The organism is Kitasatospora sp. NPDC098652 (assembly GCF_044760155.1).
Lineage (GTDB): Bacteria > Actinomycetota > Actinomycetes > Streptomycetales > Streptomycetaceae > Kitasatospora.
Map to the genome: position 1 here is coordinate 1 of NZ_JBIWAQ010000019.1, position 13,901 is coordinate 13,901.

A 13,901-nucleotide genomic window follows, 5' to 3' on the forward strand; every position below is an offset into this window, starting at 1 on the left:
GACCTGCGCGATCTGGCACAACGACCACACCGGCCAGCCCGTCATGCGCTCGCTGACCGCCTACGACCACTAACCCTTCGCATCATTCATCTAGAGGGGGGCTCGCGCGTGAACGCTGGGTTGCGTGGACGGCGTGTGCGCCTCCGTGATCGCTCTACCTGCGGTTTCTTCGCCGAGCGTGGACGGTGTGAACGGCTTTCGCGGGGCTCTGCGCGGGAGACGGGCGTGGACGGTCCCGTGCACGGTCCACGCCCGGCGGCGTCTGGTGGCGGCGATGGTTTGCCCGTTCACCGGTGGCCGGGCACAACGGTCGGTGCTGTCCGCTGGCTCGTGCGGTCACCCCGGTCGGCCGGCGTGACCGCAGTGACCGGGAAGTCGGTCACTGCGGTCGGTCAGAACGACGGACTGACCGGGGACGCGGTCACTCGCGCTGTCCCGGTCACTCCGGTCGAGGTGGCGGTCAGGAGACCGCCGTGATGTGTCGGGCGGAGGGTCGGTAGCGGGCCTGCTGGCCGCCCCCGACACCACCAGCGGCCCCTTCGGCCTTCGCCGCCAGCCCGCTCTTGACCAGGCGGTCAAGATGGCGGCGGGCCTTCTCGATGTCGGCGCGGTCGGGGTTGGCTTCGCCGGTCAGGGCGGTCGCCAGGTCACGAGCGGTCAGACCGTCCGCGGCGGCGCGCAGGAGAGTGACCGGGTCCAGGGTCGGCTCGACGTAAGTCGTTCCGCGCTGGTGATCATGGACGACCGGCAGCGGGCCGATCTCACCGGTCACGGTCTTGAGGTGGTGAATGGTGACCGCCGGGTCGCTGGCTTCTCCGGCGATGAACAGGACACTGCCCGCTCCGGCGGTCAGCCAGGTCGAGCCGTACACCCGGTCCAGGGTGGGACGCTGGCCGCGTGGCGCGTCGGCGGTGGCCTTGCGCTGGTGGTGGAGCTCCATGATCTCGACGCCGGCGCGCAGGGCCCGCATGCGGGCGTTGTTGAAGGCGACGGCGAGGGAGTCGTCCACGAGGGTACTGACCGCGTCCTTGAGGCTGTCGATGACGATGGTGTCCGCGCGGTGGGCGGCGGCGAGTTCGGCGAGGAGGTCGGGTTCCTTGTCGAGGGTGGCGGGGAGCGGTCCCTGCCAGACGGCGAGGCGGTCGCGCAGGTGGGCCTCGTCGGCAGGCATGATGCGGCGGGCCATGGCTCGGGCGATCTGCTGGGGGCGGTCCATGGCGAGGTAGAGGACGCGTTCTCCCTCCGCGACGGGGAGGTCGAGGACGGCGGCCTGGAGACCGAGGCGGGCGAGGACGACCTGGTGGGCGATGGTGGTCTTGCCGACGCCCGGCGCGCCGACGATCATCAGGCTCTCGCCGGAGGCCCAGGCGGTCTGCTCCCGGGTGCCCCACAACGGTTCCTTGTCCGCGCCGGTCTTGGTGACGAAGTCCCAGCCGTTGACGATGTAGCGGGACAGACGGCTGCTGCCGGAGGCCAGCGCGCGTTCGCGCTCGGCACGGATCTCGGTCTCGACAGCCGTACGGATCTCGTCCGGGTCGGCGCCCGGAGCCAGCGCGTGCTGGACGGTGCGGATACCGGTGGCATGCAGAGTCCGCAGCTGGGCGGCTCGGCGCACGATCTGCGCGTAGTAGTCGGCGTTGTCCGTCGAGGGCGGCGCGACGGCGACCAGCGTGTGGAGGTAGGACGAGCCTCCGACGCGGGAGAGATCTCCCGCGCACTGCAGGTGATCGGTGAGGGCGATGGGGTCGGTGGGCGCGTCCTCGGCGCGCAGCGCGAGGATCGCGCGCCAGATGGTCTCGTGAGCGGGCCGGTAGAAGTCGCGTGCGTCCAACGTGCTGCGGACCTTCTCCACCGCCTGGTGGTTCACCATGCAGGCGCCGAGGACCGCCTGCTCGGCATCGATGTTGTGCGGCGGCTCCCCGGAGGGGCGGTCGGCGTGAGCATTCGACGCGTCGCTCTGCCGCTGGTCGTCGTGGGATGACGGCTTTGACGGCGGGGCCGTAGGCTTGTCCACAGCGGTGTCCTCACTCGGAGGCGCTGGGCGGCTACCCGGTTCCTCCGTTGTCGACTGTTCCAGGGATGGGCGGTTTTCGAGGTTCTGCTTCGGCCCTCGGCGTTCGTAGCGCCGGGGGCCTTTGTGTGTCGCGACGCCGGGTGGCTGGCCCGGCTCGATGCGGTTCGGCTTAGTTGCGTTTCATCTTGCATCACGTTAACGTCGTGCTCGGCGCATTGCAAATGGGGTTAACGACGATGCATGGAGGGTTGACCGTGGGTGGTGCGGATTCAAGACAGCGGCTGGAAGGGGAGGAGAACGTCGCTCGGCGCATCAAGATGGAGCGCGAGGCGCGCGGGTGGAGTACCGCCACGCTTGCCGAGCGCCTGACCGAGGCCGGCTATCCGCTCAACCAGTCGGCGGTGTGGCGCATCGAGAGCGGTGAACCGCGTCGCAGGGTGAACCTGGACGAGGCCATCGGCTTCGCCAAGGTCTTCGACATCTCCCTGGACAACCTGGTCGGACCGCCCGAGATCGCCGCCGATGCCCACGTGAAGCGGCTGCTGGCGGAGTTCGCTGAGAGCTGGCAGAAGGCCGTCGCCGCCCGCAAGGAGATGGACCGCGCCCGCGACGCGCTCGATGCCTATGGCGCCGCCCACCCGAACCTCGCCGAACTCATCAGCGCGATGATCACCCGGGTCGTCGCTGACGAGGCTGGCGGCGACTACGGCTTGCAGAGCCTTCCTCCTGGCTCGTCCGAGGCTCAAGGTCTCGCCGATCCAGGAGTCGCGACGTAACTCGTCGATCCTGAGTGCGGCCCTGGCCGCCCAGGGGCACCTGCTGCATGGTGCTGGGTCTGCACGCCGCTCCTGCCGCTGATCCGATGACGACCGGCATCATGCTGGATGTCCGGTGGTTTGGTGCGGCCGGAATCAACCGCTAACGTCCCCTCCCGCCAGTCGGACCACGGGCCTTGCCAGCCCATGGAGCTTCGACCAGCCATGCCTTCCGCAACCCCTCGGCGCTACGAACGCCGGAGGTCACAACGCGGACCCGTACAACCGAATCGCCCATCCCTGGAACATCGACAACGGCGGCGCATAGCCGAAAGCGCCGCTGGGATAGGACACGCATGTCCGAAACGCCGTTGGAGCTTGCCCGAGTGGCCCACGCCCTCGGCACCACAGAACCTGTCCTCCTGCGCCTGATCGCAGATCAGGGCGGTGCGGCGGACCCCACGCTCGTCGCCCTCACTGTCGAAGAGGCCGCTCGCCGCCTCGGCGTCGGCCGGACGACGATGTACGCCCTGGTCGCCTCCGGCGAAGTCCCGTCCATGACGATCGGCCGTCTCCGCCGAGTGCCCGCCGAGGCGCTCAAGGAGTACGTGGCCGCCCGGGCACAGGCCACCGCTCCGACCGTCGCGCTCGCGGCCTGAGGGGACCGATGTCGAAGACCCGCAAGCCCAACGGCGACTCCTCGATCTACGAGGGCAGCGACGGCCGCTGGCACGGCCGCGTCACCGTCGGGGTCAAGGACGACGGCACCCCCGACCGTCGCCACGTCAGCGCCAAGACCCGACCCGCGGTCACGACCAAGGTCCGCAAGCTGGAGAAGCTGCGCGACGATGGCGCCGTGCCCAAGGCCGGCCAGAAGTGGACGGTCGCCAAGTGGCTGACCCATTGGATCAAGGAGATCGTCCCCGGCGCCGTCGGCGAGAACACCTATGCCGGATACGAGGTGGCTGTCCGCGTGCATCTCGTTCCCGGCCTGGGCGCGCACCGCCTGGAGAAGCTGGAACCCGAGCACCTGGAGCGCTTCTACAAGAAGATGCAGGCCGCTGGCAGCGCCGCCGGAACCGCACACCAGGCCCACCGCACCATCCGTGTCGCCCTCGGCGAGGCTCTGCGGCGCGGTCACCTCACCCGCAACGTGGCCGCGATCGCCAAGGCCCCGAAGCTCGAAGAGGAGGAGGTAGAGCCGTTCGAGATCGAGGAGGTCCAGGCGCTCATGGACACGGCGCGCCAGCGCCGCAACTCCGCCCGCTGGATCTTCGCGCTCGCCCTCGGGCTGCGTCAGGGCGAGGTGCTCGGGCTCCAGTGGAAGGACGTCGACTTCGCCCGAGGCGTCGCCTGGGTGAAGCGCGGCCGGCTGCGGCCCAAGTACCGGCACGGCTGCGGCGACCGCTGCGGCAGGAAGCCCGGCTTCTGCCCACAGAGGGAGCCGATCCGACGCGAGACCAAGGACACCAAGTCCCGCGCCGGGCGCCGCGCGGTGCCGCTGCCCGAGCAGCTCGTCGTGATCCTCCGGCAGCACAAGGAGGAGCAGGATCGCGAGCGGGCCCTCGCTCGGGACCTCTGGACGGACAAGGGCTATGTCTTCACTTCGGAGACCGGAGCGCCGATCAACCCCAGCACCGACTACCACCACTGGAAGCGGCTCCTGCGCGAGGCCGGCATCCGGGACGGCCGCCTCCACGACGCCCGCCACACCGCCTCGACCGTCCTCCTCCTGCTCGGCGTGCCGGAGCGGATCGTCATGGCGATCATGGGCTGGTCCTCGACCTCGATGGCCCAGCGCTACCAGCACGTCACCGAACCGATGCTGAACGACGTCGGCAAGAAGATCGGCGGCCTGCTCTGGGGCGGAGCGGACATTGAGCATCGCGAGCCAGGCGAGGATGCCGCCTGAGCGGAAGCTCAGGTCGAGCCGATGGCTCCGACTGCGACGCCGTCGGAGCCATCCGCGATCAGGTCCTGGGTGGCCTCGGCCCGCAGAGCCGGGCGCGGCGCGGCCTCGGCGGCGGTTGGGCCAGCCGTGGCAGGCGCCCCTGGCAGTCGGGCGGGTTGAGCTCGCGAAACCCGCCCTGCGGACCTGGGGCTCAGCCGAGGGCGTGGGCCAGCACTCGCCCGACGTACTCGCCAAGGGAGGTCACACTGCCGGTCGCCAGCGCGACGGCCGCCACGTCGACCCAGCGGCGCCAGCGGCCCCAGGGGTCAGGTGCCGGGATGGCGATGGGGCCGGTGATGACGCGGACGGTGGCGTACGGGGCGAGGGTGAGCAGCACGAACACGCGCATGGTGAATCCCCATATGAGTGTGGGTGGTTGATCCCCGCGAGTGCGGGTTCAACGACGGTAGCGCCGACCGGGCGCAGCGCGCTTGCGGTCGGTCGGCGAAGTGTTTCTCTCGCGCGTTACGCGCGTGCACGCGCGACGCGCGCGTCACGCGCGAGGGTTTTGGGCTGTCGGCGACCTACTCCCGCCGCGAAAGTGTGATGTGAATCACTTAGACCCTCGGTGGGCTGATGGTGCCCCAATCCTGTTGCGCGTACCAGTGTTCGACGGTTCCTGGGCCGTAGCCGGTCGCCGCGGCGAACTCCTTGGAAGTGATGCCCACGAGGCGTCCCAGGATCGCGGCCCTCGCCGCGCGCTGAGCGGTGTTGCGTCCACCGGTGGCGGATGCCTTCCGGCGGCGGCCGATCAGTCGGAGTGCTCCCAGCGGGGATGCGAGGTCGGTGATCGTGGGGGCGTTCCGTCGGCGGTACCTCGCCCACTTTTCCACCGTGCTGAGCCCGTACCCGGTCTCCTTCACGATTACCGAGAAGGAGATGCCGCTGGCCGCCGCGAGACGGACCAACTCGCGGTGCTCGTCCAGGTCTTCTCGGTCTGCGTTCCTGCTGAGCGTGTGCTGCTCGCCGATGTTGGCCAGCGCCTCGCGGATGTGGGTCTCTGTCCGTACCCGCTCAGCCTCCGGGACGACTAGCTTTCCGGAGCCCGCACAGATCGGGGCGCGATCAGAGCCGGCGGGGTGGCGGGGCCTTGGTCCATGGGTGACGAAAGCCCAGACCCCGGGCAGGCGGAGGCCGATGGTGCGCCAGCCCGATCCATGGGTGCCGATTGGCCGCACAGCCACCTCGCGCCCGCATGTCTCGCAAAGGATGCGCGGGTATGGTCGCGCTGTCCGGCTCTGCTCTGGGTCCGTCACAGCACCTGCAGAGACCAGCGACCCGCTTCCCGAGCACAGAGATTCCGCTCCCGGAGCCTCGTGATAAACGATCGTGAAATTCCCTGTGCCGTCAGGGGCCACCGATACGTCCTGGTTGCATCCCCCGCATAGCGTGCGCGCCACTCTTGCCACCTATGCCTCCCTCCCAGCGGCTTCCGTTGTCACGGTAGCCGGAGGCCTGCGGCGGTCTCATCCGAACAGGGCGACCTGTGTCCGCGCCGGGGTGGATCAATGCCGACCCGGAGCGCTACGAAGGGCATCGGGGTCGACGGGTGACGCGTGCCCCTATTCAGCCTCTGGGCGGGGGAGAGCAGGCAGCACTCTGCGTTGCCGAAGGGCGGGCTGTGCTGCTGCACTCGGCAGTCCTCGTGATGCTGGCGGCCGGCTCTCAGGAGAGCACTGCTGGTGAGACTCGAGAACACCAGTAAAGGGCGGCTGGCCGGGCCCGAAATCGCAACTGAGACCAAAAATGAGACCACAGGACGACGAAGGCCCCGACTGCTGTGCAGTCGGGGCCTTCGTTATGGCTGGTCAGCCATGGCGGAGGATACGAGATTCGAACTCGTGAGGGGTTGCCCCCAACACGCTTTCCAAGCGTGCGCCCTAGGCCTCTAGGCGAATCCTCCGTGGGAGAGCTTAGTACATGTTTCGGGGTGCTCGCGACCAGCTATCCCGCAGGCCGAGGGGTGGGGGTGGCCTGTGGATCGTCGGGCCTGGGATCCGGTAGTGTGGGGGTCAGCCCCTCGTGTGGCGTCATCTCTCTGAACCCCCCCAGGGCCGGAAGGCAGCAAGGGTAGGAGGGCTCTGGCGGGTGCACGAGGGGTCTTTGCGTTCCCGGGGGCGTGCGGGCCGTGGGGAGAGTGGGGCCGGGGTGAAGGGGCGACGCGTTTGTCCGTCCGTCCCGATATCGTCGGTGGTGTGTCCCTAGCCCTGTACCGCCGCTACCGCCCCGAGACCTTCGCGGAGGTCATCGGGCAGGAGCACGTGACCGCTCCGCTCCAGCAGGCCCTGCGCAACAACAGGGTCAACCACGCGTACCTGTTCAGCGGGCCGCGCGGCTGTGGCAAGACGACGAGCGCGCGCATCCTGGCCCGTTGCCTGAACTGCGAACAGGGGCCGACGCCGACGCCCTGCGGGGAGTGCCAGTCCTGTCGGGACCTCGCGACCGGCGGGCCCGGCTCCATCGACGTGATCGAGATCGACGCCGCCTCGCACGGTGGTGTGGACGACGCGCGTGAGCTGCGCGAGCGGGCCTTCTTCGCGCCGGTGCACAGCCGGTACAAGATCTTCATCCTGGACGAGGCGCACATGGTGACCTCGGCCGGGTTCAACGCGCTGCTCAAGGTGGTCGAGGAGCCGCCGGAGCACCTCAAGTTCATCTTCGCGACCACCGAGCCGGAGAAGGTGATCGGGACGATCCGGTCCCGCACCCACCACTACCCGTTCCGGCTGGTCCCGCCCGGCACCCTGCGCGACTACCTGGCGGACGTCTGCGGCCGCGAGGGCATCCAGGTCGAGGACTCGGTGTTCCCGCTGGTCGTACGGTCCGGTGCGGGCTCGGTCCGGGACTCGATGTCGGTGATGGACCAGCTGCTGGCCGGTGCCGCCGAGGGCGGCGTGACCTACCAGATGGCGACGGCGCTGCTCGGGTACACCGACTCGGCGCTGCTGGACGAGGTGGTGGACGCCTTCGCGGCGCAGGACGGCGCGACGGTGTTCCAGGTGATCGACCGGGTGGTCGAGGGCGGGCACGACCCGCGCCGCTTCGTCACCGACCTGCTGGAGCGGCTGCGCGACCTGGTGATCCTCGCCACCGTGCCGGAGGCCGGGGAGAAGGGGCTGATCGACGCCCCGGCGGACCGGGTCGCGGTGATGCAGGCGCAGGCGGACGCCTTCGGCGCGGCCGAGCTGAGCCGGGCCGCGGACATCGTCAACACCGGGCTGACCGAGATGCGCGGCAATGCGGCGCCCCGGCTCCAGCTGGAGCTGATCTGCGCCCGGGTGATGCTGCCGGGCGCGTACAGCGACGAGCTGTCGTTGCAGGCGCGGCTGGACAAGCTGGAGCGCCGGGCCGCGGCGGGCGGTTTCGCGCCGCAGGCCGGGATGGCGCTGATGGCACCGATGGCCGGGACGGCACCGGCACCGGCACCGGCACCGGCACCGGCACCGGCGCCGGCGCCCGTGGCCGCCCCGGTGGCCCCGCAGGCGGCCCCGCCGGTCGAGGTGGCCGCGCCCGTCGCGGCGGCCCCGGCCCCCGCCCCCGTGCAGCCCCCGGCCCCGGCCGGGCCCGCCCCGGGCGCCTGGCCGATCGCGCGCAGCTTCCCGCCCGGCGGCGGCGCACCGGCCCCCGCCGCTGCTCCCGCCACCCCTGCCACCCCCGCGCCGCAGCCGCAGGCCGTCCCGCAGCCCGCGCCGACCCCGACCCCGCCCCCAACCCCGGCCCAGCCGGCCCCCGCCCCCGCCCCCGGCGGTCAGCCGTCCGCGGCCGCGCAGCAGGGTGCCGCGCAGGTCCGCCAGCTGTGGCCGCAGATCCTGGAGGCGGTGAAGAACCGCCGCCGCTTCACCTGGATCCTGCTCAGCCAGAACGGCCAGGTGGCCGGGTTCGACGGCAGCGTGCTCCAGGTCTCGTTCATCAATGCCGGTGCCCGGGACAGCTTCGTCGGCAGCAACAGCGACGACGTGCTGCGCCAGGCGCTGTCGGACGCGCTGGGCGTGGACTGGCGGATCGAGTGCATCGTCGACCCCTCCGGTGGCGCGGGCGCGCCGCCGGCGGCCCCGACCCCGGCCGGCGGCGGCTGGGGGGCCCCGGCCCGTCCGGCGGCCGCCCCGCCGGTGGCCGCTCCCGCCCCCGTGCAGGCCCCGCCGCAGGCGCAGGCCCCGGCCCCGGTCCCGGTCCAGGCGCCGCCCCGGCCGCCGGTGCAGGCGCCCGCGCCGGTGCAGGCCCCACCGCCGGTGGCGTCCCCGGCCCGCCCGGTGCAGTCGGTGCGGCCGGAGGACGACATCCCGGAGGAGGACGACCCGGACCTCAACGAGGAGACGTTCTCCGGCCAGGAGCTGATCATCCGCGAGCTGGGGGCCACGGTGCTGGAGGAGATCCACCACCGCGGCAACTGAGCACTCCCCGGGAGCGGGGCCACAGCGGCCGCCCCGGGCCCGTAGGCTCGACCGTGACGAACGACGAACCGTGTGACAGCAAGGAGTGAGCCGTGTTCCCCGGTGGTGGTCAGCCCAACATGCAGCAGCTGCTCAAGCAGGCGCAGAAGATGCAGGAGGAGCTCGCGAAGGCCCAGCAGGAGCTGGCCGAGGCGAAGGTGAACGGTACGGCGGGCGGCGGCCTGGTCGAGGCCACGGTGACGGGTTCGGGCGAGCTGGTGGCGCTGACCATCGCCCCGGCCGCCGTGGACCCGGAGGACACCGAGACCCTGGCCGACCTGGTCCTGGCGGCCGTGCGGGACGCCAACCAGGCGGCCCAGAAGATGCAGGCCGAGCGGATGGGCCCGCTGACCCAGGGCCTGGGCGGCGGCGGCATCCCCGGTCTGCCGTTCTAGGGAAACCCCAGGCAGGGACCCCGCCACGGGGGTCGACGGTCTGGAGTTCAGACGGTGGACCCATGTGATTTCTGTGGGAGTCGGGCGTCGGGCGGTGTGTCCGGCGCCCGATTCGTTGGATGATGGCACCGGGGCACCTCCGACCAGGAGCACCACCGGACCATCCGAGGGAAGGCGCGACGTTGTACGAGGGCGTGGTTCAGGACCTGATCGACGAACTGGGCAGGCTGCCCGGCGTCGGGCCCAAGAGCGCCCAGCGGATCGCCTTCCACGTGCTGCAGGCCGACCCGGTCGACGTGCGCCGCCTCGCGCACGCGCTGCTGGAGGTCAAGGACAAGGTCCGCTTCTGCGCGGTCTGCGGCAACGTCGCGGAGGCCGAGCAGTGCCGGGTCTGCCTGGACCCGCGGCGCGACCTCGGTGTCATCTGCGTGGTCGAGGAGCCCAAGGACGTCGTCGCCATCGAGCGCACCCGTGAGTTCCGCGGCCGCTACCACGTGCTGGGCGGCGCGATCAGCCCCATCGAGGGCGTCGGCCCGGACGACCTGCGCATCCGCGAGCTGCTCGCGCGCCTCGCGGACGGCACGGTCACCGAGCTGATCCTGGCCACCGACCCCAACCTGGAGGGGGAGGCGACCGCCACCTATCTGGCCCGGCTCTGCAAGCCGATGGGCTTGAAGGTGACCCGGCTGGCGAGCGGACTGCCCGTCGGCGGGGACCTGGAGTACGCGGACGAGGTCACCCTCGGTCGCGCCTTCGAAGGGAGACGACTGCTCGATGTCTGACCGGACGATCAACCAGCAGCCCCACGGCTCCCCGCAGCCGGAGGCCGGGGCGCCCGCCCCGCACATCCACGGCCACGGCTCCGAGCCGGACGACTTCGCCGTGCAGATCGCCGACTCGGTGGAGAGCTTCGTGCTCGCCGTCACCGAGGTCGCCAAGGGCGACGAACCGGGCAGCGCGGTTTCGCTGCTGCTCCTGGAGGTCTCACAGCTGCTGCTGGCCGGCGGCCGGCTGGGCGCGATCGAGGACGTCGTCCCCGAGGACCGCTTCGAGCCCGACGCCGGGCCGGAGCCGGACGGCGAGCAGCTGCGCGAGCGCCTCGCCGCGCTGCTCGCGCCGATCGACGTCTACCACGAGGTCTTCGACCCGTACGGTCCGCCGGAGAAGCCGAACGCCTTCCGGATCTCGGACGACCTGGCCGGCGTGGTCAGCGAGCTCCAGCACGGGCTGACCCACTACCGCGAGGGCCGGGTCAGCGAGGCGCTGTGGTGGTGGCAGTTCTCGTACCTCTCCAACTGGGGCACGACCTGCACGGCGGTGCTGCGGGCGCTGCAGTCGCTGATCGCCCACGTCCGGCTGGACAGCCCGATCGGTGCGGCGCCGGACGGCGCGGACACCGACGACGACGGGCTGACCGACGAGCAGCTGGAGCAGCAGGCGGGCGACCTGATGGCGGCCGAGCTCGGCCTCGGCCGGTAGGCGGCTCGGGCGGTCGGCGGTCCCTGGCGGTCGGCCACGAGGCCGCGAGCGAAGGCCGCCCACCCGAGCCGCGCACCAGAGCCGCCCACCCGGGCCGTAACCGGGGGTCGCGGCGGCCCATCCGTGATTGTGACGAATGCCTCAGCAATCCCCCCGGAAAAGAAATCCGGCCGGGGCACCCGGTATTCGTCCGAGGATTCTTCGGAACGGCGCCCGGTGCCCCGCAGACCTGCCGGTGGCACCGCCCGTACCGCCGCCCACGTGCTGAAACAGCCGTCTCATCATATGGAAAGCGCCGGTCAGGGCACCCCTGCTCGCTAGACTGGCGCGGACCGCACCCCCCTTTCCCCCGGGGGGTACGGGGGCCTGGCGCCCCCGGAAAACGACACTAGTCGAGGAGCGCACGTGGGCCTTGTCGTGCAGAAGTACGGCGGCTCATCCGTTGCGGATGCCGAAGGCATCAAGCGCGTTGCCCGCCGAATCGTTGACGCCAAGAAGGCCGGCCATGAGGTCGTCGTCGTGGTGTCCGCGATGGGCGACACGACGGACGAGCTCATCGAACTCGCGGAGCAGGTGTCACCGCTTCCTGCCGGCCGTGAGTTCGACATGCTGCTGACCGCTGGAGAGCGCATCTCCATGGCGCTGCTGGCCATGGCGATCAAATCCCTGGGGCACGAGGCCCAGTCCTTCACGGGGAGCCAGGCCGGTGTCATCACGGACTCCGTCCACAACAAGGCGCGCATCATCGACGTGACGCCGGGTCGCATCCGCACCGCCCTGGACGAGGGCAACATCGCGATCGTGGCCGGCTTCCAGGGCGTGTCCCAGAGCAGCAAGGACATCACCACGCTGGGCCGTGGCGGCTCGGACACCACCGCCGTCGCGCTGGCCGCCGCGCTCAAGGCCGAGGTCTGCGAGATCTACACCGACGTGGACGGCGTGTTCACCGCCGACCCGCGCGTGGTGAAGAAGGCGCGCAAGATCGACTGGATCGCGTACGAGGACATGCTGGAGCTGGCCTCGTCCGGCTCCAAGGTGCTGCTCGACCGCTGTGTCGAGTACGCGCGGCGCTACAACATCCCGATTCACGTACGCTCGTCCTTCTCGGGTCTTCCCGGGACGATCGTCAGCAACGACAACCCGAACAAGCCCGAAGGGGGCGAGATGGAGCAGGCCATCATCTCCGGAGTCGCCCACGACACCTCCGAAGCCAAGGTCACGGTCGTCGGCGTGCCCGACAAGCCGGGCGAGGCGGCGCGCATCTTCCGCGCCATCGCCGACGCCGAGGTCAACATCGACATGGTGGTGCAGAACGTCTCCGCCGCGTCGACCGGCCTGACCGACATCTCCTTCACCCTGCCGAAGACCGAGGGCCAGAAGGCCATCGACGCGCTCGGCCGGGTCAAGGAGGGCATCGGCTACGAGTCGCTGCGCTACGACGACGCCATCGGCAAGATCTCGCTGGTCGGCGCCGGCATGCGCTCCAACCCGGGCGTCACCGCGACCTTCTTCGAGGCGCTCTCCGCCGCGGGCGTGAACATCGAGCTGATCTCCACCTCGGAGATCCGCATCTCGGTGGTCACCCGCGCCGACGACGTGCCGGAGGCGGTCCGCGCCGTGCACAGCGCCTTCGGGCTGGACAGCGAGAGCGACGAGGCCGTCGTCTACGGCGGCACCGGTCGATGACCCGGGAGCCGGGCGGGGGCACCGGGCGGTGACCCGGCGGCCCAACCTCGCCGTCGTCGGCGCCACCGGCGCGGTCGGCGAGGTGCTGCTCGGCCTGCTCTCGCTCCGTCAGGACGTCTGGGGCGAGGTCCGACTCGTCGCCTCCCCGCGCTCGGCCGGCCGTACGCCGGTCGTACGCGGGGTGCCGGTCGAGGTGGTTCCGCTGACCGAGGAGGCCTTCGCCGGGATCGACGTCGCCGTGTTCGCCGTCCCCGACGAGGTCTCCGCCCAGTGGGCGCCGATCGCGGCGGCCAAGGGCGTCGTGGTGGTCGACGACTCGGCCGCCTTCCGCACCGTCGGGGACGTGCCGCTGGTCGTCCCCGAGGTGAACGCGGCCGCTCTGCGGATCCGTCCGCGCGGGATCGTGGCCAGTCCGGCCGGTCCCACGCTGGCGCTGGTCACGGCGGTCGGCGCGCTGCACGCCGAGTACGGGCTGGAGCAACTGGTGGTGGCCACCTACCAGGCCGCCAGCGGCGAGGGCCGGGCCGGCACCGCGGCGCTGCGCGAGCAGACCGCCCTGGTGGCCGGCACCGAGGTCGGCCGGCAGACCGGCGACCTGCGCGCGGTGATCGCCGACGAAGGGCCGTTCGCCGCCCCGCTCGCCCTGAACGCGGTGCCCTGGACCGGCGGTCTCCAGGACGGCGGCTGGTCCGCCCAGGAGCTCGGCCTGCGCGACGAGGCCCGCAAGGTCCTCGGCCTGCCCGCGCTCAAGGTCTCCGCGACCTGCGTGCGCATCCCGGTGGTGCGCACCCACGCGCTGGCCGTGCACGCCCGCTTCGAACGCGAGGTCAGCCAGGAGCACGCCCAGGACATCCTGCGCGAGACGCCCGGCGTGGTCCTCTACGACGACCCGGCGGCCGGGGAGTTCCCCACCCCGAACGACGCGGTCGGCACCGACCCGGTCTGGGTCGGGCGGGTGCGCCGGGCGCTGGACGAGCCGGACGCGCTCGACCTCTTCCTGTGCGGCGACAACCTGCGCAAGGGGGCCGCGCTTAACCTGGTGCAGATCGCCGAGCTGGTGGCCGCCGAGCTCACCGTCGCGCCGGACTGACGGCGGGACGGGCCAGGGGTAGGCCCAACTGACGGTGGGGGAGGCTCAGGATCCGTCATCGGCCCGGTTCTGCGGGTCCCTTGTGCCCGAGGACGTCCGGA

General features: G+C 71.3%; 12 protein-coding genes, 1 tRNA gene and 1 other RNA gene. 10 read left to right on the plus strand and 4 right to left on the minus strand.

The window, feature by feature from the left end; translation table 11 throughout:
• Positions 1-460 precede the first annotated feature (460 nt).
• Entirely contained in the window at positions 461-2,014 is a 1,554-nt protein-coding gene (locus ACIQWA_RS31170) for a DnaB-like helicase N-terminal domain-containing protein (protein WP_402488014.1), read from the minus strand.
• Between the two features lie 185 nt (positions 2,015-2,199).
• Between ACIQWA_RS31170 and ACIQWA_RS31175 the strand changes: the two genes are divergently transcribed.
• From ACIQWA_RS31175 to ACIQWA_RS31185, 3 genes are all read left to right on the plus strand, one after another.
• The gene (locus ACIQWA_RS31175) at positions 2,200-2,790 is read left to right on the plus strand and encodes a helix-turn-helix domain-containing protein (RefSeq protein WP_402488015.1); all 591 of its coding nucleotides are present in this window, start codon (positions 2,200-2,202) and stop codon (positions 2,788-2,790) included.
• Between the two features lie 335 nt (positions 2,791-3,125).
• Complete coding sequence (locus ACIQWA_RS31180; protein ID WP_402488017.1) at positions 3,126-3,428, plus strand: helix-turn-helix domain-containing protein; 303 nt, start codon at positions 3,126-3,128, stop codon at positions 3,426-3,428.
• 8 nt (positions 3,429-3,436) lie between these two features.
• Positions 3,437-4,681 (plus strand): tyrosine-type recombinase/integrase, encoded by a 1,245-nt coding sequence (locus tag ACIQWA_RS31185; protein ID WP_402488019.1) that lies wholly within the window; start codon positions 3,437-3,439, stop codon positions 4,679-4,681.
• Positions 4,682-4,871: 190 nt separating this feature from the next.
• Here the strand turns inward: ACIQWA_RS31185 and ACIQWA_RS31190 are convergent, their stop codons facing one another.
• From ACIQWA_RS31190 to ACIQWA_RS31200, 3 genes are all read right to left on the minus strand, one after another.
• A complete protein-coding gene (locus ACIQWA_RS31190) occupies positions 4,872-5,069 on the minus strand; it encodes a hypothetical protein (RefSeq protein WP_402488021.1) in 198 nt (65 codons plus the stop codon).
• A gap of 208 nt (positions 5,070-5,277) precedes the next feature.
• Positions 5,278-5,898, minus strand: coding sequence for a hypothetical protein (locus tag ACIQWA_RS31195; RefSeq protein ID WP_402488023.1), 621 nt, complete (start codon positions 5,896-5,898; stop codon positions 5,278-5,280).
• A 637-nt stretch (positions 5,899-6,535) separates the two neighbouring features.
• Positions 6,536-6,623: transfer RNA gene (locus tag ACIQWA_RS31200), tRNA-Ser, on the minus strand.
• Between the two features lie 111 nt (positions 6,624-6,734).
• Here ACIQWA_RS31200 and ffs point away from each other — a divergent pair.
• The 7 genes from ffs to ACIQWA_RS31235 all read left to right on the plus strand — a co-directional run bounded on the left by ffs (position 6,735) and on the right by ACIQWA_RS31235 (position 13,800).
• An RNA gene (ffs, locus tag ACIQWA_RS31205) (signal recognition particle sRNA small type) lies at positions 6,735-6,825 on the plus strand.
• A gap of 90 nt (positions 6,826-6,915) precedes the next feature.
• Entirely contained in the window at positions 6,916-9,111 is a 2,196-nt protein-coding gene (locus ACIQWA_RS31210; RefSeq protein ID WP_402488025.1) for a DNA polymerase III subunit gamma and tau, read from the plus strand.
• Between the two features lie 92 nt (positions 9,112-9,203).
• The gene (locus tag ACIQWA_RS31215) at positions 9,204-9,545 is read left to right on the plus strand and encodes a YbaB/EbfC family nucleoid-associated protein (protein ID WP_360227091.1); all 342 of its coding nucleotides are present in this window, start codon (positions 9,204-9,206) and stop codon (positions 9,543-9,545) included.
• A 182-nt stretch (positions 9,546-9,727) separates the two neighbouring features.
• Positions 9,728-10,327: a recombination mediator RecR gene (recR, locus tag ACIQWA_RS31220; protein ID WP_344345751.1), complete on the plus strand. Its 600-nt coding sequence runs from the start codon at positions 9,728-9,730 to the stop codon at positions 10,325-10,327.
• Positions 10,320-11,024, plus strand: coding sequence for a DUF5063 domain-containing protein (locus ACIQWA_RS31225; protein ID WP_360227087.1), 705 nt, complete (start codon positions 10,320-10,322; stop codon positions 11,022-11,024). Before recR ends, ACIQWA_RS31225 begins: the two co-directional genes overlap by 8 nt.
• Positions 11,025-11,429: 405 nt before the next feature.
• Positions 11,430-12,710: an aspartate kinase gene (locus ACIQWA_RS31230; RefSeq protein ID WP_030288196.1), complete on the plus strand. Its 1,281-nt coding sequence runs from the start codon at positions 11,430-11,432 to the stop codon at positions 12,708-12,710.
• 28 nt (positions 12,711-12,738) lie between these two features.
• On the plus strand, positions 12,739-13,800 hold the full coding sequence (locus tag ACIQWA_RS31235) for an aspartate-semialdehyde dehydrogenase (protein ID WP_360227084.1): 1,062 nt from the start codon (positions 12,739-12,741) through the stop codon (positions 13,798-13,800).
• Positions 13,801-13,901: the final 101 nt, after the last annotated feature.

Excerpts from the sequence above, each read along its gene's own strand:
- ACIQWA_RS31185 (WP_402488019.1), top strand. The coding sequence starts at position 3,437 with ATGTCGAAGACCCGCAAGCCCAACGGCGACTCCTCGATCTACGAGGGC.
- ACIQWA_RS31190 (WP_402488021.1), bottom strand. The coding sequence starts at position 5,069 with ATGCGCGTGTTCGTGCTGCTCACCCTCGCCCCGTACGCCACCGTCCGC.
- ACIQWA_RS31225 (WP_360227087.1), top strand. The coding sequence starts at position 10,320 with ATGTCTGACCGGACGATCAACCAGCAGCCCCACGGCTCCCCGCAGCCG.
- ACIQWA_RS31180 (WP_402488017.1), top strand. The coding sequence starts at position 3,126 with ATGTCCGAAACGCCGTTGGAGCTTGCCCGAGTGGCCCACGCCCTCGGC.